The following is a 20172-nucleotide window of genomic DNA, read 5'->3' as shown; positions in this document are numbered from 1 at the left end:
GGTTGGTTCCTATCGTGAGCCAACCGCCGAACCCCGCCGCAAATCCCCAGGCCGCACTGCCCGGGTGCTGGTGGCACCCGAACCGCCCGACCGGGCTGAGCTGTTCCCGGTGCGGGCGTCCGGCGTGCCCGGACTGCCTCCAGGAGGCCCCGGTCGGCTTCCAGTGCACCGACTGCGTGCACGCCGGCAGCCAGCAGCAACGCCGGCAGCAACGCGGCTACCAGGAAGCCGGCTTCGGCCAGCGCACCGTCTTCGGCGCGCGGCTGTCCCAGTCGGTGCTCGTCACGCAGGTCATCCTCGCGGTGAACGTCCTGGTCTTCCTGTTCACGGCGTTCCAGGCGAAGAGCCTCACGAACAACGACTACTCGAGCTTCTTCCAGTACGGCGAGCTCTACGGCAGCGCGACCCTCGGCGGCGGCGAGTGGTGGCGGGTCCTGACCAGCGGGTTCCTGCACTTCGGGCCGATCCACGTCGCGGTCAACATGTTCTCGCTCTGGATGATGGGCCGGTCCCTGGAGCAGGTCTGCGGCCGCGGCCGCTACCTGGCGCTCTACTTCATCTCGATGCTCGGCGCGTCCGCCGCGGTGCTGCTGTTCGACGACCCGCAGAAGTCGACGGCCGGCGCGTCCGGCGCGCTGTTCGGCCTGATGGGCGCGTACGCGGTGATCGTGCTGAAGCTGCGATTGAACCCGACCGGGCTGATCATCACCCTCGCCCTGAACGCCTTCATCACGTTCGGCATCCCGGGCATCTCGATCTACGCGCACGTCGGCGGCCTGGTGACCGGGGCGCTGGTCGCCGTCGCGCTGCTCTACGCGCCGGAGGCCGACCAGCGGCGCTGGCAGATCACCGGGCTCGCGATCATCGTCGTCGCGATCGTCGGCCTGCTGGTCTACAAGGACAGCCAGTTCGCCGCCCAGACGTGCGGCCTCGTCCCGTACCGCGGGTTGCAGCTCTACAACTGCGTCTAGCTGCGCGCGCGCAGGGAGCTGAGGACGTCCAGGACGTCCCGCGGGTCCTCGCCGAGCTCCAGCCACCCGAAGACGTACAACTGGTCGTCGTGCTCGATCTCGAGGGTGACGCCGTCGCGGCCCAGCCGGCGCGTGGTGCGCAGCCGGGTCCGGGTCTGGGCCCATGGCAGCCGCTGCGTGCCGCCGAGCGTCCTGGTCAGCAGGCCCTCGGCGTCGGCGGCCAGCCGGGGCCGGACGAGCGTGGTGTGCGCCGCGAAGGCGCCGACAGCCACCGCCGCCAGGGCGAACAGCACCAGGCCGCCGCGGTCGTCGGTCAAGGCGTCGACAACAACGCCGAGCACCAGCAACGCCGTGACGGCCCACGCGGATACCACAAGGGCTCGACGTGGCGCCCACGAGGTGGGGTAGTTATCCACAGGGGTTATCCACACTGGGGATGAGTCACACCGGTGTAATTCGGCGTCAAGCCGCCATTCGGAGTAATAATCAGCGCCAGCGCATCGTCATCAGCAGACCCGCGATCATCAGCGCGAACCCACCGGCGAAGTTCCAGTTGCCGAGGTCGGCCATCCAGGAGATCTTGTCCCCGGCGATGTAGTTCACCAGCAGCCACACCAGGCCCAGGATCATCAACCCGAACATCGGGATCTTCCAGGCGAGGCCGGTAGGGCCTGCGGCCCGCACCTTCACCGGCGTACGCCGGTCGGCAGGCGGGGTGTAAGCGGTCTTCTTGCGGACCTTGGACTTGGGCATCGTGTGTTCCTCGCGGTGCTCTTCGGGCTCGTCTGGTGGCGCTGTCCCGCTTAGGGTGCGCAACCAGCGCCACCCGCACACGTTAACGTAAACGACCGCAGTAAAGCAGCGTCCAGGAGTGGTCGGATTTCCCGGACCGTGACGCATGCGTCACCCAGGGTTCGACGCGGCTTGAGAGGAGCTTGCGTGGCTACGCGCGAAGGACCGGATGACGACCGGCGCAGACACCCCGGACAGCGGCCCGTGCCCCAACGCCGCCAGCCCCCGACGCCGCCGCGCGGCCAGGCGCCGCAGGGGCCCCCGCCACGGCGTCCGCAGGGCCCGCCGCCCCGCCGCTACACCGGCCCCGTCCCGCCGCCGGGCGCGGCCGAGGAGACCGTCGTCTTCGCCCCGGTCGGGAAGGGCGGCACCGCGACCAAGGAGAAACCCGCCCCGGCCCCGCTGGGCAAGGGCGGCGTCGCCATCCGCACGGCCGGCGAAATCCTCATCACGCTCGGCCTGGTCGTGCTGCTGTTCATGGTCTACGAGCTGTACGTGACCGACCTGTTCTCGGCGGGCAAGCAGTCCGAGGCGAGTGACCAGCTCAACGGCGAGTGGGCGCACGACCGGACGCTGCACCCCGAGCTGGTCGACGGCAAGGCGTTCGCCCGGATCCACATCCCGACCTTCGGCGTCGACTACAACTTCACCATCCAGGAGGGCACCGACGACGCCTCGCTCGAAGTCGGTCCCGGCCACTACAAGGGCACGGCGCTGCCCGGCGAGCCCGGCAACTTCGCCGTCGCCGGCCACCGCGTCGGCAAGGGTGCCCCGTTCAACGATCTGGACAACCTCTCATCTTGTGACCAGATCGTGATCGAGACTTCGACGGACTTCTACATCTACAAGGTCCTCCCGTACGACGACGAGATGAAGGACTGGGCCGGCGGCAAGGGTGCCGACCCACGGTGCAAGGGCGTCTCGACGCTGCGCGACACGAACGCCGAAGAGGGCGGCGCGTACAGCGAGACCTTCGGCCGCAAGGTCGTGCTGCCCAGCCAGGGCACCGCGGTGAACCCGGTCCCGTACAAGGACGCCGAGACGCTGCCGAAGGCCCAGCAGGCCGCGCTGCTCACGCTCACGACGTGCCACCCGCAGTTCTCCGCCCAGCAACGGCTCATCATCACCTCGGTGCTCACCCAGCAGGTGCCGAAGAACCAGGTCAAGGACTACGGCGACCTGCTCTCGAAGATCGGGGAGGCCTGATGTACGGCTGGATCTGGCGGAAGCTGCCAGGCCCGTTCGCGGCGAAGCTGACGGTGTCCGTCGTCCTCGCGCTCGGCGTGGTCGCCCTGCTGATGTTCATCGTGTTCCCGTGGCTCGAGCCGCGGCTGTGGTTCAACGAGGTCGCGGTCAACTGAGGTTCGGGATTCTTCCTGGTCAGCGGCCTCCGGCGCACCGGCGTCGCCCACGTGCTGATGCTCGTGGCGGCCGGCACGCCGGAGGAGACTTGCGCGCGGATCGGCACCGAGCTGCGTGCTAGCAGTCCCGCAGCTCCGGGCTTTGGTTGAGCAGCTGCCCGCGCGGCGAGACGAACGCGCGGTAGCGGTTGCCGTCGAGCTCGGAGTTCTTGAACACGGCGATCCGGTGGCAGTTCTGGAACGCCAGCTTGACGCCGAAGTGCCGCTCGAGGCCGCCGCGGATCGCGTCCGACGCCAGCGCCCGCAGCAGCTGGCCGCGGGCGGCCTCGCTCGGCGGCGGCGTCTCGTTGTCGGCGAAGCCGTCCGCGGCGCCCTCGGCGTCGGCGATGACGCCGGTGATGACTTCCCAGGCGTAGGGCAGGGATTCCTTGACGCAGGTGACGAACTCGGCGTCGGAGACCTCCCCGCGCTCGGCCTTCTCCAGCAGCGCGGGTGACACGTCCAGGGACATCGAACCTCCAGTTTGAGCAGGGCCACCCTCTTGGCTACCGGCCGGGTGGTCCGGCCACAAGAGAAAACGATGATCATCACCATTATGGCGGAAGGGCCGGTCACTCCCAGCGGAAGAGCCGTGCGGCGGCCGCCGTCCCGATCACGGCGAACGCCGCGAGCACCACCAGCTGCAGCGGCTGGACGCCGGGGCCGACCCAGGCGTCCTGCAGCGGCTGGGCGCCCGGCGGGAGGTAGTCGCCGATCCGGCGCAGCACCTCGGGCAGCAGCGGCCGCGGCAGGTAGACGCCGCCGAAGAACATGATCGGCAGGAACGCGATCGCCGCGATGCCGCCGGCGCTCTTCGCCGTGCGCGCGACCGCCGCGGCGAGCAGGCCGAGCGCGAACACCGAGACGATGCCGAGGAGCAGGGTCACCACGAACGCCAGCGGGTGCTTCGGCAGCGGGACGTCGAACACGGCGGCGGCGAGACCCAGGGTCAGCGCGACGCCGGCCAGCGCGATCACGACGTGGACGAGCAGTTGCGCGCCGAGCAGGTACGCCGGGTGCACCGGCGTCGTGGCCAGGCGTCTCAGCACGCCCTGTTCGCGGTAGGTCGCGACGGCGGCCGGGATGGACTGCAGCGCGAGGATGCCGATGCTGATGACGATCAGCGACGGCACCCACAGGTCGATGAACCGGTACCCGCCGGTGATCTCGCTCGGCTCGGTCATGCCCGGGATGAGGCCGACGGCGAGCAGGACGCCCGTCGGCAGCAGCAACCCGGCCACGGCCCACATCGGCGTGCGCAGGAACAGTTTCGCTTCGGTGGCGGTGATCTTCGCGAAGGTGTGCACGGTCTGGTTCTCCTCAGGCGCGGCCGGTCAGGGACACGAACGCGTCGTCCAAAGTGGATTCTCCGGCGGCGGCGCGGAGTTCGGCGGGGGTGCCGGTGGCGACCACGCGCCCGGCGTCGAAGATCGCGACGCGGTCGCAGAGGCGTTCGGCTTCGTCCATGAAGTGCGTGACGAGCAGGACCGTGACCCCGGCGTCGCGGATGGCTTCGACGAGCTTCCAGGTGTCGCGGCGGGCGTGCGGGTCCAGGCCGGTGGTCAGCTCGTCGAGGATCGCCAGCTCCGGGTTCCCGACCAGCGCGAGCGCGATCGAGACGCGCTGCTTCTGGCCGCCGGAGAGCTTGCCGAAGTAGCTGCGGGCGTGGTCCCGCAGGTCGAGCCGGTCGAGCAGGACATCGACGTCGGCCGGCTCGGCGTAGAAGGAGGCGAACAGCTCCAGCGCCTCGCGCACCCGCAGCTTCGCGGGCAGCCGGCTCTCCTGGAGCTGGACGCCGACGCGGCGGGTCAGCGCCGCCCGATCGGTCGCGGGATTCAGGCCGAGCACCGACAGCGTGCCGGCGTCGGCCTGGCGAAGACCCTGGAGGCATTCGACCGTGGTGGTCTTCCCGGCGCCGTTCGTGCCGAGGATGCCGAAGATTTCGCCGCGGTCGACGGAGAACGAAACGCCGTCGACCGCGACCCGGTCGCCGTAGCGCTTGTGGAGGTCGGTGACTTCGATGAGGGGCATGGCTCGAACGCTACGAACTCGGGAGCGTCCGGAGAATCCTGCTGAATCCCCAGCTCAAGTAGGGTTTTGCTGACGCCGGGGTGGGGCTGGGACCACCCCGGCCGGGGAGCTGCGGGCAGTGCGCGGGTGCGCGTCGATCGGCGAGGATCACGGGACAGGAGGTGGGAGATGGCCTACGTGCGTGCGGTCGGCCGGGCGTTCGCGCTCGCGGCGTTCGCGTTGCTGAGCTGGTTCGACGTCCTGGTCGAGCTGGTCGCCTTCGCGTTGCTGTGCCTCGGCTTGGTCTTCTTCCTCGGCCCCGCGATCGAGTGGGCCCGGCACCGCTCGGCGACGGTCCGGACGCTGTCCGCGCGCTGGTGCGGCGTCGAGGTCGAGCCGCCGTACCGACCCGAGCCGCCGGCACCGGAACGGGAACGCGACGGCTGGTACCGCGACGGCAACACGCTCTACAAGCGCGCGTTCTGGATCAGCTGGAGCCGTCGGCTCACGTGGGTGATGGAAGATCCGGCGGCGCAGCGCGAGTTCAGCTGGCAGCTGGTGAACCCGCTGGTCACGCTGCTGCTGCCGGTGTTCGCCCTGCTCGGCGGGCCGTTAGCGCTGCGCGGTTACGGCCACTGGACGCGCTGGTGGATCGGCCGCCGTCCCGGTGCGGTGTCGAAGATCGGTGCCTTGCGGTGGATGCACCGGCGGCTGGATTCGCTCGGGCACCAGCTGGGGATCTTCGCGCTTTCGCTGGTGCTCACGGCGTTCGCGGTGTGGCCGGTGGCCCTGCTGCTGGTGGCCCCGCCGATGGCGGCGCCGGTGGTGCGGTGGAGCCGGGACATCGCGAACACCCTGCGCCGCGAAGTCGGCAACTGGACGGGCGTGCGGATCCTGTCCCCGTACCTGCCGCCGCCGCCATTGCCGACCCCGCGGCCCGACGGGCTTTTCCAGGTGGGCCAGCAACTCTACGAAGAGCCGTGGTGGCCGATGCAGCTTTCGCGCACGCGGTGGGTGCTGCGCGACCGCGCGACCTGGCGCGACGTGCTCGCGGCCGTCGTCCTGCCGCTGGGTTCGGCGCTGCTGGCGCTGCCGACGGCCGTGCTGGTGTTCGGGGGTTTCCTCGGCCTACTCGACCTGTGGATCTGGCGGCCGATCATGGCGACGTGGGGCGTCACCTGGCCGGGGTTCTTCGGCGGGCCGCCGGACACCTGGCACGCGCTCGCGGTGACGCCGCTCGCGCTCGCCGCGTTCGTCCTCGGGCTGGCTCCGACGACGTTCTTGGCGAAGCACGCGGGCAAGTTCGCGCGGCTGCTGCTGGGGCCGACCGAGGCGTCCCGGCTCGCGCAGCGCGTCGAACGGCTGAAGCAGACGCGTACGGACGTCACCGTCGCGCAGGCCGCGGAGCTGCGGCGGATCGAGCGCGACCTGCACGACGGGATCCAGTCGCGGCTGGTCGCGATGGGGATGAAGCTCGGCGCGGTCGAAGCGCTGGTGGACCACGACCCGGCGGCGGCGAAACGGCTGGCGGCCGAGCTGCGGTCGGCGTCGGCGGAGGCGCTCGCCGAGCTGCGGGTGCTGATCCGCGGCATCCACCCGCCGGTGCTGTCCGAGCGCGGGCTGCTGGACGCGGTGCGCGCGATCGCGCTGGACAGCCCGGTGAAAGCGGAAGTCACCGGCTCGCTGCCCGGGCGCGTCGAGGAGCCGGTGGAGGCGTGCGCGTACTTCGCGGTGTCGGAGCTGCTGGGCAACGCGGCCAAGCACGGCTCGCGTCGCGCGGCCATCGACGTGGCGTTCGAGGACGGCGTGCTGACGCTGACGGTGACCGACGACGGCCCCGGCGGCGCGAACCCGGCGCGGGGCTCGGGCCTGCGCGGGATCGAGCGCCGGCTCGGCGGCTTCGACGGTAGGTTGACGCTGATCAGCCCGACCGGCGGGCCGACGAGGGCGACCGTGGAGATCCCGTGCCAGCTCGACCCCGGACCGTCATCGCCGAAGACCAGTACCTCCTCCGAGACGGCCTGACGCACCTGCTGGCCGCGCACGGCTTCGACGTCGTCGCGGCGGTCGGCACCGGCCCGGAACTGGAGTCGGCGTTGCGTTCCCTCCGGCCTGACGTGTCCATTGTGGACGTTCGCATGCCGCCCACGAACACGGACGAAGGCATCCAGGTGGCGTTGGCGGTCCGCCGCGACATTCCGGGTTTGCCGATCTTGGTGCTGTCCCAGCACGTCGAGCAGCTGTACGCGCGTGAGTTGCTCGCTGACGGCACCGGCGCGATCGGCTACCTGTTGAAGGACCGCGTGTTCAACGCGGACCAGTTCATCGACGCGGTCCGCAGGGTCGCCGCCGGCGGCACGGTGATGGACCCGGAGGTGATCGCCAAGCTCCTGGCGGGCAACCCATCCGACCCACTGGCGGCTCTGACCGCACGCGAACGCGAAGTCCTGGGCCTGATGGCGGAGGGCTGTTCGAACGCGGCGATCGCCGCGCGGCTGCACTTCAGCGAAGGAGCGGTCGGCAAACACACGGCGAACATCTTCGCCAAGCTGACCATCACGGCCTCGGACGACACGAACCGCCGCGTCCTGGCGGTGCTCGCTTACCTGGGCGCGAGCTGACGCGCAACAAAACCATCCACAGCGCCCGAGTTGTCCACAGATTCACCGCGTCACCCTTTTGAGCGACCGGGTCCCGATACGCTGGACAGGGGACGCCCCCCAGGGATGGGTGGGGGCTGTTTTGTGAGGTGAGTGGGCCGAAATCGGGGTGTTGGGTCTGGTCCTTGGCGGCCAGTCCGGCCTACCCGGGGGTGGCCGCCACGGCGTTGGGGAAACTCAGCTGCGCGAGACCCGGGTCATCTCCTCGCGCTCCACCACCTTGATCCGCTCTCGACCGGCCGCGAGCCCCACGGACTTCTCGTGCGAGTCGAGCTTGGTCCAGCCTTCCCACGTCGTGAACGGGATTCCGCGTGCGGCCAGGAAGTCCAGGATCGCGTCCGGCGCTTGGTGTTTCGGGGCCGTCAGCGTGTCGGCGTCGGCCAGGAGGCTCGCGATCGTCTCCGCGGCGTCGCCCTTCGTGTGGCCGATCAGGCCGATCGGGCCGCGCTTGATCCAGCCCGTCACGTACACGCCCGGGAGCTGGTTCTCGTCCAGGTCCAGCACGCGGCCCGCCTGGTTCGGGACCACGCCGTTCACGTGGTCGAACGGCAGTTCCGGCAGGTGCGACGACAGGTAGCCCACCGCGCGGTACACCGCCTGGACGTCCCAGTCGTGGAACTCGCCCGTGCCACGCACATTGCCGTCGCCGGTCAGTTCCGTGTGTTCCGTGCGGAGGCCCGTCACCCGGCCGTCGGCGCCCAAGACCTCCGACGGCGAGTGGAAGAAGTGCAGGTGCAAGCGGCGAGGGCGGGAACCCGGGTCGCGGATCGCCCACTCCTGCAACGTCTTCACGACCATGTCGATCTGCTTCGACGCCCGCAGCGCGGCGACGCTGCCCTCGTCGAACTCGATGTCCTCGGGCGCGACGATGACCTCGACGTTCGGCGAGTGGTCCAGCTCGCGCAGCTCCAGCGGCGTGAACTTCGCCTGCGCGGGGCCGCGGCGGCCGAACACGTGGACGTCGGTCACCGGGCTCGCCTTGAGGCCCTGGTAGACGTTGTCCGGGATGTCCGTGGTCAGCAGCTCGTCGGCCGTCTTCGCGAGGATGCGGGCGACGTCCAGCGCGACGTTGCCGACGCCGAGCACGGCGACCGAAGACGCGTTCAGCGGCCAAGTGCGCGCGACGTCCGGGTGGCCGTCGTACCAGGAGACGAAGTCGGCGGCGCCGTAGCTGCCGTCGAGGTCGACGCCCGGGATGTCGAGCGCGCGGTCGGCGGACGCGCCCGTCGAGAAGATCACCGCGTCGTAGAACTCGCGCAGCTCGTCGAGCTTGATGTCGGTGCCGTAGTCGATGTTGCCCAGCAGCCGGATGTTCGGCTTGTCCAGCACCTTGTGCAGCGCGGTCACGATGCCCTTGATGCGCGGGTGGTCGGGCGCGACGCCGTACCGGATCAGGCCGAACGGCGCCGGCATCCGTTCGAACAGATCGATCGTGACGTCGGCGTCGGACTTGTCCAGGATGTCGGCGGCGTAGATCCCGGCAGGACCGGCACCCACCACGGCTACACGAAGAGATCGGCTCACGCTTACCACGGTAAGTTAGGTTGCCCTAACCTAAAATGTGATTTGCGGTACGGTCCAGCCAGTGGGAGCCGGTAAGCTCGTCGCATGCGCGTCTTGGTCGTCGACAACTACGACAGCTTCGTCTACAACCTGGTCCAGTACCTGGCCCAGCTCGGCGCGGACTGCACGGTCTGGCGCAACGACGTCGTGGACCTCGACCGCGTCTCCGAGTTCGACGCCGTGCTCGTCTCACCCGGCCCCGGCACCCCCGAACGCGCTGGTCAGAGCATGGACGTCATCCGCAAGTGCGCCGAGACGTCGACCCCGATGCTCGGCGTCTGCCTCGGTCACCAGGCGCTCGGCGTCGTCTACGGCGCGACCGTCGACCGCGCTCCCGAACTGCTGCACGGCAAGACGAGCCAGGTGCGTCACGCCGGCGTCGGCGTCCTGAAAGGCTTGCCGGAAGAGTTCACGGCCACCCGCTACCACTCCCTGACGGTGCTCCCGGAGACGATCCCGGACGACGTCTTCGAGGTCACCGGCCGCACCGCGACCGGCATCGTGATGGGCATGCGTCACCGCGAGCTGCCGCTGGAAGGCGTCCAGTTCCACCCCGAGTCCGTGCTCACCGAGGGCGGCCACCGCATGCTGGCCAACTGGATGGCCACGGCCGGGTACCCCGTCGACCCGCAGCGCGTGGCCGAGCTGGAGCGCGCGACGAAGGCGCTGCAGAAGGCCGCCGTTGCGTGATCCGGCTCGAGGGCGTCGGTAAGCGGTACGGGCGCGGGGACTTCGTCCTCCACGACGTCGACCTGAACGTGGAACCCGGGCGGGTCGTGGGCATCCTCGGTACCAACGGCTCCGGCAAGTCGACGCTGCTGCGGATCATGGCCGGCGTCTCGCACGCCACCACCGGCACCGTCACCGGCAGCCCGCGGATCGGCTACCTGCCGGACCGCTTCCCGGCCGGCCAGCGGATGGGCGCGCGCGCCTACCTGCGGCACATGGGACGCATTCGCGGTCTCACCGACCTGTCGGCGATCGACCCGCTGCTCGAGCGGCTCGCGCTGGTCGGCGGCCCGGCGGCGCCGTTGCGGACGCTGTCCAAGGGCAACGCGCAGAAGGTCGGGCTCGCCCAGGCCGTGCTGGTGCGGCCGGACCTGCTGATCCTCGACGAGCCGTGGTCCGGGCTCGACGTCGCCACGCACGCGATCCTCGGCGAGCTCGTCGACGAGACGCGGGCGCGCGGCGCGAGCGTCGTGTTCACCGACCACCGGCCGCAGGTGGTGCACGACCATGCCGACGTCGTGCACCTGATGGACGTCGGCCGGCTCACCGAAGAAAACCCCGAAACCACCGCGCCGGCTACCCGGATCGTGTTGCGCGGGCACGGCACCGACTGGGCGGACGAGCCCGGCGTGCGGCACGCGGTCGTCGAAGACGCCCGGGTCGTGCTCACCGTCGACGTCGATTCCGTCGACGCCGTGCTGCTGCGCGCGTTGAAGGACGGCTGGTCGGTCCGGGAGGTCGCGCCGTGCTCGCGTTGACGCGGTATTACCTGGCGCTGCTGGGACATTCGCAGCGGTACCTGCCCGCGCTGCTGGCCTACCTCGCGCTCTGCGTGATCCTCTACGCCGACCCGCACTCGCCGCCGCTGCCGTTGTTCGGGGTGAGTGCCGGCGGGCTGCTGGTCGTGTCGTGCTGGCTGACGATCGCGCTGCTCGACATCGAAGATCCGGTGCAGCGCCTGGTGACCCTGAGCCACGCGCGGCAGTGGCGACGGCTGATCACCGGCGCGGTGCTGACCGTGCTGGGCTGCTCGCTGGTCCTGACGGTGATCACCGAGGCGTGGTCGGCGCTCAAGTCGTTCAAGGTCCAGCCGGCCGCGCTGGGCATCGGCCTGCTCGCCCACATCGCGTGCGCGCTGCTCGGGATCGCGATCGCGCTGCCGTGCTCGCGGCTGCTGGTTCGCCGGATCGGCTGGACGGTCCTGGCCGCTGTCATCACCCTGGTCGTCGTGCTGCTAGCGAAGATCCCGCTGGTCCACCCGCTGCTGCAGGCCTTGACGAACGAAGATCCGGTCGGTGGTCCGCTGGTGCTGGCGGTGGTGACGTCGGCGGTGGTCCTGGCCGTCAGCTTCGTGGTCGTCTCCCGGCTCGTGCAGCGCCGTTCCTGAGTGCAATTTGCAATCTTCAATTGCCCGGCGAGGCTTCCCGGGGGTCCTCGAACACGACTAAGGTTCGGGTCCTCTCCGGTTCTGGGTGAAGGGAGACCGGGTGACGGCTGGGATCGTAGCGATCACCGTCCCGAACTCCGATGGTGAGCTCCGGGACCTCGCGGCGTGGTTGCGCGGCGAGGACGAGCTCCGCGGCCGGGTCCAGCTCTTCGACGCCGTCCTCGTCGGCGTGACGAGCAACTCCGCCGGCGTCTTCTGCCGCTCGCTGTTCGGGTGGCTGCGCCGCTGCCAGTCCGGCGTCTCGCTGAAGGTCAAGCGCTCGGGGGCCGCCGAAGAGCTGGACATCGACTGCGGCGCCGGCAGCGACGCCGAGCAGGTTCTCGGCGCGGTCCAAGGGTTTCTCGACAAAGCCTGAAACGAAGAAGGCCCGCACGGCGAACCGTGCGGGCCTTTCTCGTGGATCCGTCAGCCGCCGGGGGTGCCCGTCGGCGTCGTCGGGAACGGGAAGCCGCCGCCGTTGCCTTCCGACACCGACACCGTGATCGCCTGGTTCTTGTCGATCTGGGCGCCCGGCGACACGTTCTGCTTGGTGATCGTGCCTTCGGGTTCCTTGCTGGTCTTGTCGGACTGCGTCCGGAGGTTTCCGGTCCAGCCCATGCTCTGCAGCTTCGACTGCGCCTCGTCGGTCGTCATGCCGGACAGGTTCGGCATCTCGATCTTGTCGGTCTGCTCCGGACCCGTCGACACCGTGAGGGTGATCACGGTGCCCGCGATCACCGAACCGCCGTTCGGGTTCTGGGTGATGACGCTGTCCTTCGGAACGCTGTCCGAAGCCTGGTCGACGCGCTTCGTCTTGAGGCCCTGGCCTCGCAGCGCCGAGTCGGCCTGCGAGTACGGCTTACCCGTGAAGTCCTGGACCTGCTTCAGTTCCTTCGACTTGGCGATCGTGATCTTGACGCTCGTGCCTTCGTCGACCTCGGAATCCGCGGTCGGGGTCTGCTGCTGCACCAAGCCGGCCTGGTTCGGGTCGTCGACCTCGACCTCGGTGACGTTCGAGTCCAGCGTCAGCTTCGCGTCGGTCAGCGCCTGCTGCGCCGCGTCACGCGTCTTGTTCTTGAGGTCCGGTACGCGGGCCTTGCCCGGCGCGACCCCCACGTACAGCGTGATCTTCGCGTCGGTGCTCACCGGCGTCCCGGACGCGGGGTCGATCTTGATGACCCGGTTGACGTCACCCTGCTCGCACTGCGGGCTGCCGTCGGTCGGCTGCACCCCGCAGGTGACGTTCTTGGTCCCGATCGAGTTGAACCCGGCGCCCGTCAGGGTTTCCCGCGCCTGCGGGACCGTCTGGTGCACCACGTCGGGGATCGCGACCGTGCCCGGCGTGCTCTTGAACGAGCCCGACAGCCACATGATCAGCAGCACCGCGCCCAGCACGAACACCGCCGCCAGCGCGGCCAGGATCGTGCGCCGCCGGCGCTTGGCCTTCGGGTCCTCGTCGTCCGGCTCGGCGTACTCCTCGTAGCGCTGCGGCTGCCGCCGGTCGGAGTTCATCACCTGCGTGCGCTCGTCTTCGGACATCACCATCGGCGCGGCCGGGCGCTGACCCGAAAGCGTGCGCACCAGGTCCGAGCGCATCTCCGCGGCCGACTGGTAGCGGTTCGCCGGGCCCTTCGCCAGCGCCTTCAGCACGACGGCGTCCAGCTCGGGCGCGACCGCCGGGTTCACCGACGACGGCGGGTTCGGGTCCTCCCGGACGTGCTGGTAGGCCACCGCGACGGGGGAGTCGCCGGTGAACGGCGGCTCGCCGGTGATCAGTTCGTACAGCACGCAACCGGCGGCGTAGACGTCGGACCGGGCGTCGACCGACTCACCGCGGGCCTGTTCCGGCGACAGGTACTGCGCCGTGCCGATCACCGCGGCGGTCTGGGTCATCGCGGACTGGCCGTCGTGCATCGCGCGCGCGATGCCGAAGTCCATCACCTTGACGGCGCCGTTCTTCGTGATCATCACGTTGGCCGGCTTGACGTCGCGGTGGACGATGCCGTGGCGGTGCGAGAAGTCGAGCGCCGCGCAGACGTCGGCCATGACCTCCATCGCCCGCTTCTGGGACATCGGGCCTTCGGTCTTGACGATATCGCGCAGCGTCCGGCCCTCGACGAACTCCATGACGATGTACGGCAGCTGACCGAAGTCGGTGTTCGCTTCGCCGGTGTCGTAGACCGCGACGATCGCCGGGTGGTTCAGCGCGGCGGAGTTCTGCGCTTCCCGGCGGAAGCGCTCCTGGAACTGCGGGTCCCTGGCGAGGTCGGCACGGAGGATCTTGATCGCGACTTCCCGGCCGAGACGCACGTCCTGGCCGTGATGGACCTCGGACATGCCTCCGTAGCCGAGCGTTTCGCCCAGCTCGTACCGGTTGGAGAGCAGTCTGGGTGTGCTCATCTCTGGGTGCCGTTCCATTCCGTCCAAGGTGTGTTCATGATGCCTTGCTGGCCATCGTCGGTCGTGCCGGGAGTGTCCGCCGGGTAGGCGCTCGAAGAAGCGGGCGGATCCCCCGCGGGCGGCTGTCTGCCCGGGACCACCTGGCTCGTCGTCTGGCCACTGTGTGGCGGCGAACCGGAGTTGCCGATCATCTTCGCGATCAGCACGATGCCCGCCACCAGGACGACGAGCAGGATCGCGGCCAGCAGCGCCCACCAGCCCCACTGGGACTTCTTGCGGGCGGCCGGCACCATGGGCGGACGCATCGCGGGCCGGGACGGCGGGCCGATGACGGGCATCGGGTTCATCGCGGGCGACGGCGGCCCGACCGGCATGTGCGGCTGCTGCTGCGGAATCTGCTGCGAAATCGGCTGTTGCTGCTGGACCGGCTGCTGCTGGACCGGTTGCTGACCGGTCGAGTAGGACGCGTTGACCAGCCCGGACGGCGCCGGCAGCGGCATCCCGGCGCGCACCGCGGCGACGGCGGCCGCGAACTCGCCGCCGCTGCTGTAGCGCTGCCGCGGATCCTTCACCAGCGTCGCCTCGATCACCGCGCGCGCGGCGGGCGGGACGTCCGGCGGCAGCGGCGGTGCGATGTCGCGGATGTGCATCATCGCGACCGTCACGGCGTTCTCGGACAGGAACGGCCGGTGCCCGGCGAGGCATTCGTAACCGCACACCGCCAGCGAGTAGACGTCGGACGCCGGTTCCGCCGGGTGCCCGAGCGCCTGCTCCGGCGCGATGTAGTGCGCCGTGCCCATGACCATGCCGGACCGGGTGACCGGCGCCGCGTCGGCCGCCTTCGCCACGCCGAAGTCGGTGATCTTCACCTGGCCCGCCGGCGTCACCAGGATGTTGCCCGGCTTGACGTCGCGGTGGACCAGGCCCCGCTCGTGCGCGGCCTGCAGCGCGTTGCCCGCCTGCTCCAGCATGTCGAGCGTGAACTCCGCCGACAGCCGGCCGTGCTTGGCGAGCAACCCGGCCAGCGGGTCGCCGTCGACGAGCTCCATCACCAGGTACGCGATCGACAGGTCGCCGTCGAAGAGGGTCTCGCCGTAGTCGTGCACCGCGGCGATGCCGGGGTGGTTCAAGGACGCCGTCATCCGCGCCTCGGTGCGGAAGCGGTGGAGGAACTCGGCGTCGCCGGAGAGTTCGGCCTTGAGGATCTTGACGGCCACGGTCCGGTCCAGCCGGGTGTCGCTGGCCTGCCAGACCTCGCCCATCCCGCCGACGGCGATCCGGCTCGTCAGCTTGTAGCGCTCGGCCAGTAGCTGACCGGAGGACAGCATGCGCTATCCACCCCCGAGTTTGGCGTTGATCGCCGCGCGGCCGATTTCCGCGGCGACCGAGCCGCCGGTGGCCGCGAGCCCGCGGTTACCGCCGTCCTCGACGATCACGGCGACCGCGATCTTCGGGTCGTTCGCCGGGGCGAACGCGGTGTACCAGGCGTGCGGGGCGGTGTTCTTGGAGTCCGTGCCGTGCTCGGCGGTGCCGGTCTTCGACGCGATCTGGATGTCCGGGCGCTTGCCGCCGCCCTTGGTGAAGCCCTCGGAAGCGATCATCATGTCCTTGAGGATCGCGGCATTCGACGACGACAGCGCCGGTGTGCCGGTGAGCTCGGTGGGGCTGTAGTCCTCGATGGTGGACAGGTCCGGTGCCAGCACCGACTGCACCAGCTGCGGTTTCATCGCCATCCCGTTGTTGGCCACGGTCGCGGCGAGCAGGCAGTCCTGCAGCGGGGTGAGCCGCACGTCGCGCTGGCCGATGCCACTCTGGTACAGCGCGCCCTGGGAGTCCAGTGGCCCGACCGTGGACGGCGCCACCTTCATCGGCACGGTCAGGTCCGTCTGGCCGATGCCGTAGTTCGCCGCGGTCTCCTTCATCTTGTCCGCGCCGAGCTGACCGGCGAACTCCGCGAACGGCACGTTGCAGGAGTGCGCGAGCGCGTCCTTGAACGTGGCGCCGGGGCAGGCCTCGCCGGCGTAGTTCTCCAGCGTGACGCTCGTGCCGGGCAGCTTCGTGTTCGGCGCCGGGTTGACCGGGGTGTCCGGGCCCTTGCCGTCTTCGAGCGCGGCCGCGGCGGTGACCAGCTTGAACGTCGAGCCCGGCGGGTAGGTCTCCGAGATCGCCCGGTTCAGCATGGGGTTCTTGTCGTTCTTGATGTTCGCGTTCCAGGCGTCGATCTGCGTCTTCGACGTGTGGGACGCGAGCTGGTTCGGGTCGTACGACGGCGTCGAGACCATCGCCAGGATCCGGCCGGTGCTGGGCTCCAGCGCGACGACGGCGCCGGTGTAGTTCCGCTGCGTCATCAGGTCGTACGCGGCCTTCTGCACGGCCGGGTCGATGGTCAGCCGGACGTTGCCGCCACTCGGGTCGCGCCCGGTGACCATGTCCGACAGCCGCCGGACGAACAGCCGCGGGTCCGAGCCGTTCAGCACGTCGTCTTCGGCGCGCTCGAGGCCGCCGGAGCCGTAGTTGATCGAGTAGTAGCCGGTGACCGGCGCGTACATCGGGCCGTCGACGTAGGACCGGATGTACTTGTACTTGTCGTTCGACGGGTCGACCTTCGCCAGCACCTCGCCGTTCGCCTGCGACACGATCTGGCCGCGCCGGCGCGCGAACTCGTCGTAGAGCACGCGGGCGTTGCGGGAGTCGGTGCGGTAGTCGTCTGCCTTCACCACCTGGATGTAGGTGGCGTTGGCCAGCAGCAGGACGACCATCACGAGCATCGCCATGCCGACCTTGCGGAGCGGGGTGTTCATGCCTGGGCGCCCCCGTTCGCCGGCGGGCGCTGCACGAGCACCGTGTGCGCTTCGGCGATCGGCGCCTGCGGTTGCTGCGGCTTCGGCCGGGCGCCGGGCCTGCGGGCGGCGTCGGAGATCCGCAGCAGCAGCGCGACCAGGATGTAGTTCGCGAGCAGCGACGAACCACCCTTGGAGAGGAAGGGGGCGGTGATACCGGTCTCCGGGATGAGTTTCGTGACGCCGCCGACGACGACGAAGATCTGCATGACCATGGTGAACGCCAGCCCGCCGCCGAGCAGCTTGCCGAACGTGTCGCGCACGGCGAGCGCGCTCCGCATGCCGCGCATCGCCACCAGCAGGTACAGCATCAGGACCGCGGCCAGCCCGATGAAGCCGAGCTCTTCGCCGATCGACGCGGTGATGAAGTCGGTGGCGGCCTCGGGCACCATGTCCGGCCGGCCCGCGCCGAGCCCGGTGCCGCCGACGCCGCCGGTGCCGAGCCCGAACAGGCCCTGCGCGAGCTGGTAACCGCCGCCGGCGTCGTCGTAGGTGGCCAGCGGGTCCAGCCAGTTGGCCACGCGCTGCTGCACGTGTCCGAAGAGGTTGTAGGCGATCACGCAGCCGACGACGAAGAAGCTCAGCCCGAGCACGACCCAGATGGCCCGCTCGGTCGCCACGTAGAGCATCACCAGGATGACGCTGAAGAACAGCAGCGACGTGCCGAGGTCCTTCTCGAACACCAGGACGCCGATGCAGACGACGGCGGAGATCAGGATCGGGCCCAGGTCACGGGCTCGCGGCAGCTCGACGCCGAGGAACTTCCTGCCCGCCACCATGAACAGGTCGCGCTTCGACACCAGGAACGAGGCGAAGAAGATCATCAGCAGGATCTTCGCGAACTCGCCCGGCTGGATCGAGAAGCCCGGCAGCTTCAGCCACACCTTGGCGCCGTTGACCTCGGACAGGCTCGACGGCAGCAGTGCGGGCAGCGCGAGCGCGACGATGCCGATCAGGCCGGCGGTGTAGCCGTAGCGGGTCAGCGTGCGGTGGTCGTTGACGACCACCAGCACCACGATGAACAACGCCAGCGAGACGACCGTGAACAGCACCTGCTTGGTGACGTCCGGCGAGAAGTCCTTGCCGTTCTGCAGCGCTTTCTCGGCCTGGGCCAGGTCGATCCGGTGGATCATCACCAGGCCGATGCCGTTGAGCAGCGCGACGCAGGGGAGCAGCACCGGGTCCGCGTACGGCGCCCACTTGCGCACCGCGAGGTGCGCCCCGGTCAGCACGCCCAGGTAGGCGAGCCCGAGCCAGAGGATCGACGCGGTGAGTTCCTGCTCCTGGTTCGCCTCCACCAGGACCAACGCGATGGTCACGATGAAGGCCGCGAACCCCAGCAGCACCAGTTCGGTGTTGCGCCGGGTCGGCACGTCGCGCGGCGGGTTCGTCTGGAACTGCGCCGCCAGCGGCTCGGCGGTGTTCGCGGCAGGCTGGCTCATCAGTTACCGCCTCCCGTCGTCGGTGCCGTCGAACTCGGCGTCGAGCAGTCCCTCCCCGCAGGCTGGTTCGCCGACGACGGAGCAGTGGAACCGGCCGGTACCGACGGAGTCGTCGTCGGCGTGGCCGAAGGCGTCGGCGTCGGGGACGGCTGGGTCCCCGCCGGCGCGCAGTTGTTCAAGCGCTTGTGCAGCTGCAGGAAGTCGTCGATGTACTTCCGGGCGTCGTCGAGGCTGTCCTTCTTGACGCCGTTCTGCACCGCCAGCCGAGCGTCCTCCTGGAGCTGGTTGACGCGCAGCTTGTCCGTGCACACCTGGTTCGGCGGGCACGAGCCCTGCTCGTAGGTGTGCAGGTCGATGCCGAGGATGCTGCCGGGGACGCCGCGGTAGATCACGACCTCCTGGTCCGCACCTTCGCCGACATAGTACTGACTCAGCACGAAGTAGCGGGTGGCGATGGCGGCCGCGGCGAGCACCACGAGCACCACCAGCGCGCCGGCCAGCCAGCGGAACCGCTTCCGGCGCTTGGCCTTGGGATCCACGGTGGGCTGCGGCAGCTCCTGGCGCGGCTGCGGCGGGGGCTGGGTCAGCGCCCGGGCGCGCGCCGCGGGCGAGTCGCCCTGGTGTCGCTCGTCGCTGCCGTCCCCGGCGGCGCCGCCCACGATGGGCGCGTCCTCGCCGAAGTCGACGTCGACGACGTCGGCGATGATCACCGTGACGTTGTCGGTGCCGCCGCCCTTGAGCGCCAGCTCGATCATCCGGTCCGCGCACTGCTGCGGGTCCGGGATCTGCACGGCCTCCGCGAGCGTCTCGTCGCTGACCATGCCGGACAAGCCGTCCGAGCAGATCAGGTACCGATCGCCTGGGCGCGCTTCACGCACGGTGAGGCTCGGCTCGACCTCGTGCCCGGTCAGCGCCTTCAGCAGCAGCGACCGCTGCGGGTGCACCGCCGCTTCTTCGGGCGTGATCCGGCCTTGTTCGAGCAGTTCGTTGACGAAGCTGTCGTCGCGCGTGATCTGCGCGAACTGGCTGCCCCGGAACAGGTAGGCGCGCGAGTCGCCGACGTGCACGAGGCCCAGCCGGGTCCCGGCGAACAGCACGGCGGTGAGCGTGGTGCCCATTCCGTCGAGGTCCGGGTCCTGCGAGACGAGCTCGGCGATCGCGGCGTTGCCGTTCGCCACCGCCTCGCGCAGCTGGGCGAGGAGGTCGTCACCCGGCTCGTCGTCGTCGAGCGGGGCGAGGGAGGCGATGACGACCTTGCTGGCCACTTCGCCCGCCGCATGCCCACCCATGCCGTCGGCGAGCGCGAGCAGGCGAGGGCCGGCGTACACGGAGTCCTGGTTGCTCGAACGCACCAGGCCCCGGTCGCTGCGGGCTGCATAGCGGAGGACGAGAGTCATGGGCGAAGCTCGATCACCGTCTTGCCGATCCGGATGGGGACTCCGAGCGGGACCCGGAGGGGTGCAGTGACCTTAGCCCGGTCCAGGTAAGTGCCGTTCGTCGAGCCCAGGTCTTCCACGTACCAGTCCTCACCGCGCTGGGCGATCCGGGCGTGCCGGGTCGACGCGTAGTCGTCGTCGAGCACCAACGTGGAGTCGTCGGCGCGGCCGATCAGGATCGGCCTGCCGTCCAGCGCGATGCGGGTCCCGGCGAGCGCCCCGTGGGTCACCAGCAGCTGCTGCGGCGACTTCCCGCCGCGCGGCTTCTTCTCCTTCTTGCGCCCGAACGTCGGCACCTGGACACGCATGCCCGACGCCGCGTAGAGGTCCGAGCGGACGACTCTGAGCGCAGCGAACACGAAGAGCCAGAGCAGCACGAGGAAGCCCACCCTGGTGAGTTGTACGACCAGCTCTGGCACTTGGTGTGTCCGCTCCCGACTCTTCCGTGCAGCCGCGACGCGGGTACGCCGCGGTCCCCCCGCACGTCAATTCTGCGGGAACAG

The 20172-nt window shown here is 69.9% G+C and carries 21 protein-coding genes; 9 read left to right on the top strand and 12 right to left on the bottom strand.

Annotation, left to right across the window (positions count from 1 at the left end; genetic code table 11):
• Nucleotides 1-14: 14 nt before the first annotated feature.
• Entirely contained in the window at nucleotides 15-971 is a 957-nt protein-coding gene (locus ACLJQZ_RS07810; protein ID WP_410619383.1) for a rhomboid family intramembrane serine protease, read from the top strand.
• On the opposite strand, the gene ACLJQZ_RS07805 is transcribed toward ACLJQZ_RS07810, so the two are convergent.
• Together ACLJQZ_RS07805 and crgA are read right to left on the bottom strand one after the other, a co-directional pair.
• A complete protein-coding gene (locus tag ACLJQZ_RS07805) occupies nucleotides 968-1345 on the bottom strand; it encodes a PH domain-containing protein (RefSeq protein ID WP_410619382.1) in 378 nt (125 codons plus the stop codon). The genes ACLJQZ_RS07810 and ACLJQZ_RS07805 overlap by 4 nt on opposite strands.
• A 112-nt stretch (nucleotides 1346-1457) precedes the next feature.
• Nucleotides 1458-1724 carry a cell division protein CrgA gene (gene crgA / locus ACLJQZ_RS07800; protein WP_176173814.1) on the bottom strand — a complete coding sequence of 89 codons (267 nt, stop codon included), beginning with the start codon at nucleotides 1722-1724 and terminating at the stop codon, nucleotides 1458-1460.
• A 243-nt stretch (nucleotides 1725-1967) separates the two neighbouring features.
• On the opposite strand from crgA, the gene ACLJQZ_RS07795 reads away from it, so the two are divergent.
• On the top strand, nucleotides 1968-2969 hold the full coding sequence (locus tag ACLJQZ_RS07795; protein ID WP_410619381.1) for a class E sortase: 1002 nt from the start codon (nucleotides 1968-1970) through the stop codon (nucleotides 2967-2969).
• Nucleotides 2969-3124 (top strand): hypothetical protein, encoded by a 156-nt coding sequence (locus ACLJQZ_RS07790; protein ID WP_410619380.1) that lies wholly within the window; start codon nucleotides 2969-2971, stop codon nucleotides 3122-3124. The genes ACLJQZ_RS07795 and ACLJQZ_RS07790 overlap by 1 nt, the downstream gene beginning before the upstream one ends.
• A 118-nt stretch (nucleotides 3125-3242) precedes the next feature.
• Here the strand turns inward: ACLJQZ_RS07790 and ACLJQZ_RS07785 are convergent, their stop codons facing one another.
• The 3 genes from ACLJQZ_RS07785 to ACLJQZ_RS07775 form a co-directional block, all read right to left on the bottom strand.
• Entirely contained in the window at nucleotides 3243-3635 is a 393-nt protein-coding gene (locus ACLJQZ_RS07785; protein ID WP_410619379.1) for an SCO5389 family protein, read from the bottom strand.
• Between the two features lie 100 nt (nucleotides 3636-3735).
• The gene (locus ACLJQZ_RS07780; protein WP_410619378.1) at nucleotides 3736-4470 is read right to left on the bottom strand and encodes an ABC transporter permease; all 735 of its coding nucleotides are present in this window, start codon (nucleotides 4468-4470) and stop codon (nucleotides 3736-3738) included.
• Nucleotides 4471-4483: 13 nt separating this feature from the next.
• A complete protein-coding gene (locus ACLJQZ_RS07775; protein ID WP_410619377.1) occupies nucleotides 4484-5194 on the bottom strand; it encodes an ABC transporter ATP-binding protein in 711 nt (236 codons plus the stop codon).
• A 168-nt stretch (nucleotides 5195-5362) separates the two neighbouring features.
• On the opposite strand from ACLJQZ_RS07775, the gene ACLJQZ_RS07770 reads away from it, so the two are divergent.
• Together ACLJQZ_RS07770 and ACLJQZ_RS07765 are read left to right on the top strand one after the other, a co-directional pair.
• The gene (locus ACLJQZ_RS07770; RefSeq protein ID WP_410619376.1) at nucleotides 5363-7198 is read left to right on the top strand and encodes a histidine kinase; all 1836 of its coding nucleotides are present in this window, start codon (nucleotides 5363-5365) and stop codon (nucleotides 7196-7198) included.
• Nucleotides 7138-7794, top strand: coding sequence for a response regulator (locus tag ACLJQZ_RS07765; RefSeq protein WP_410619375.1), 657 nt, complete (start codon nucleotides 7138-7140; stop codon nucleotides 7792-7794). The genes ACLJQZ_RS07770 and ACLJQZ_RS07765 overlap by 61 nt, the downstream gene beginning before the upstream one ends.
• Before the next feature lie 216 nt (nucleotides 7795-8010).
• On the opposite strand, the gene ACLJQZ_RS07760 is transcribed toward ACLJQZ_RS07765, so the two are convergent.
• Nucleotides 8011-9330, bottom strand: coding sequence for an FAD-dependent oxidoreductase (locus ACLJQZ_RS07760; protein ID WP_410619561.1), 1320 nt, complete (start codon nucleotides 9328-9330; stop codon nucleotides 8011-8013).
• 111 nt (nucleotides 9331-9441) lie between these two features.
• On the opposite strand from ACLJQZ_RS07760, the gene ACLJQZ_RS07755 reads away from it, so the two are divergent.
• The 4 genes from ACLJQZ_RS07755 (at nucleotide 9442) to ACLJQZ_RS07740 (ending at nucleotide 11927) form a co-directional block, all read left to right on the top strand.
• Complete coding sequence (locus ACLJQZ_RS07755; RefSeq protein WP_410619374.1) at nucleotides 9442-10086, top strand: aminodeoxychorismate/anthranilate synthase component II; 645 nt, start codon at nucleotides 9442-9444, stop codon at nucleotides 10084-10086.
• Nucleotides 10083-10883 carry an ABC transporter ATP-binding protein gene (locus ACLJQZ_RS07750; RefSeq protein WP_410619373.1) on the top strand — a complete coding sequence of 267 codons (801 nt, stop codon included), beginning with the start codon at nucleotides 10083-10085 and terminating at the stop codon, nucleotides 10881-10883. Before ACLJQZ_RS07755 ends, ACLJQZ_RS07750 begins: the two co-directional genes overlap by 4 nt.
• A complete protein-coding gene (locus ACLJQZ_RS07745; protein ID WP_410619372.1) occupies nucleotides 10871-11512 on the top strand; it encodes a hypothetical protein in 642 nt (213 codons plus the stop codon). The genes ACLJQZ_RS07750 and ACLJQZ_RS07745 overlap by 13 nt, the downstream gene beginning before the upstream one ends.
• 100 nt (nucleotides 11513-11612) lie before the next feature.
• A complete protein-coding gene (locus ACLJQZ_RS07740; RefSeq protein WP_326945464.1) occupies nucleotides 11613-11927 on the top strand; it encodes an effector-associated constant component EACC1 in 315 nt (104 codons plus the stop codon).
• Between the two features lie 50 nt (nucleotides 11928-11977).
• On the opposite strand, the gene pknB is transcribed toward ACLJQZ_RS07740, so the two are convergent.
• Genes pknB through ACLJQZ_RS07710 form a run of 6 tightly spaced genes read right to left on the bottom strand, consistent with a single transcriptional unit; the run spans nucleotide 11978 to nucleotide 20088 of the window.
• The gene (gene pknB / locus ACLJQZ_RS07735; protein ID WP_410619371.1) at nucleotides 11978-13951 is read right to left on the bottom strand and encodes a Stk1 family PASTA domain-containing Ser/Thr kinase; all 1974 of its coding nucleotides are present in this window, start codon (nucleotides 13949-13951) and stop codon (nucleotides 11978-11980) included.
• Nucleotides 13948-15279 carry a serine/threonine-protein kinase gene (locus tag ACLJQZ_RS07730; RefSeq protein ID WP_410619370.1) on the bottom strand — a complete coding sequence of 444 codons (1332 nt, stop codon included), beginning with the start codon at nucleotides 15277-15279 and terminating at the stop codon, nucleotides 13948-13950. Before ACLJQZ_RS07730 ends, pknB begins: the two co-directional genes overlap by 4 nt.
• Nucleotides 15280-15282: 3 nt before the next feature.
• A complete protein-coding gene (locus ACLJQZ_RS07725; protein WP_410619369.1) occupies nucleotides 15283-16752 on the bottom strand; it encodes a peptidoglycan D,D-transpeptidase FtsI family protein in 1470 nt (489 codons plus the stop codon).
• Nucleotides 16749-18233: an FtsW/RodA/SpoVE family cell cycle protein gene (locus ACLJQZ_RS07720; RefSeq protein ID WP_410619368.1), complete on the bottom strand. Its 1485-nt coding sequence runs from the start codon at nucleotides 18231-18233 to the stop codon at nucleotides 16749-16751. The genes ACLJQZ_RS07725 and ACLJQZ_RS07720 overlap by 4 nt, the downstream gene beginning before the upstream one ends.
• Nucleotides 18233-19630 carry a PP2C family protein-serine/threonine phosphatase gene (locus ACLJQZ_RS07715; protein WP_410619367.1) on the bottom strand — a complete coding sequence of 466 codons (1398 nt, stop codon included), beginning with the start codon at nucleotides 19628-19630 and terminating at the stop codon, nucleotides 18233-18235. The genes ACLJQZ_RS07720 and ACLJQZ_RS07715 overlap by 1 nt, the downstream gene beginning before the upstream one ends.
• Nucleotides 19627-20088, bottom strand: coding sequence for an FHA domain-containing protein FhaB (locus ACLJQZ_RS07710; protein ID WP_247059705.1), 462 nt, complete (start codon nucleotides 20086-20088; stop codon nucleotides 19627-19629). The genes ACLJQZ_RS07715 and ACLJQZ_RS07710 overlap by 4 nt, the downstream gene beginning before the upstream one ends.
• Nucleotides 20089-20172: the final 84 nt, after the last annotated feature.

This window comes from Amycolatopsis sp. cmx-8-4, from assembly GCF_046548675.1.
Taxonomy (GTDB): Bacteria; Actinomycetota; Actinomycetes; order Mycobacteriales; family Pseudonocardiaceae; genus Amycolatopsis.
The sequence above is the reverse complement of the archived record's forward strand: the minus strand, read 5'-3'. Positions and strand labels throughout refer to the sequence as shown.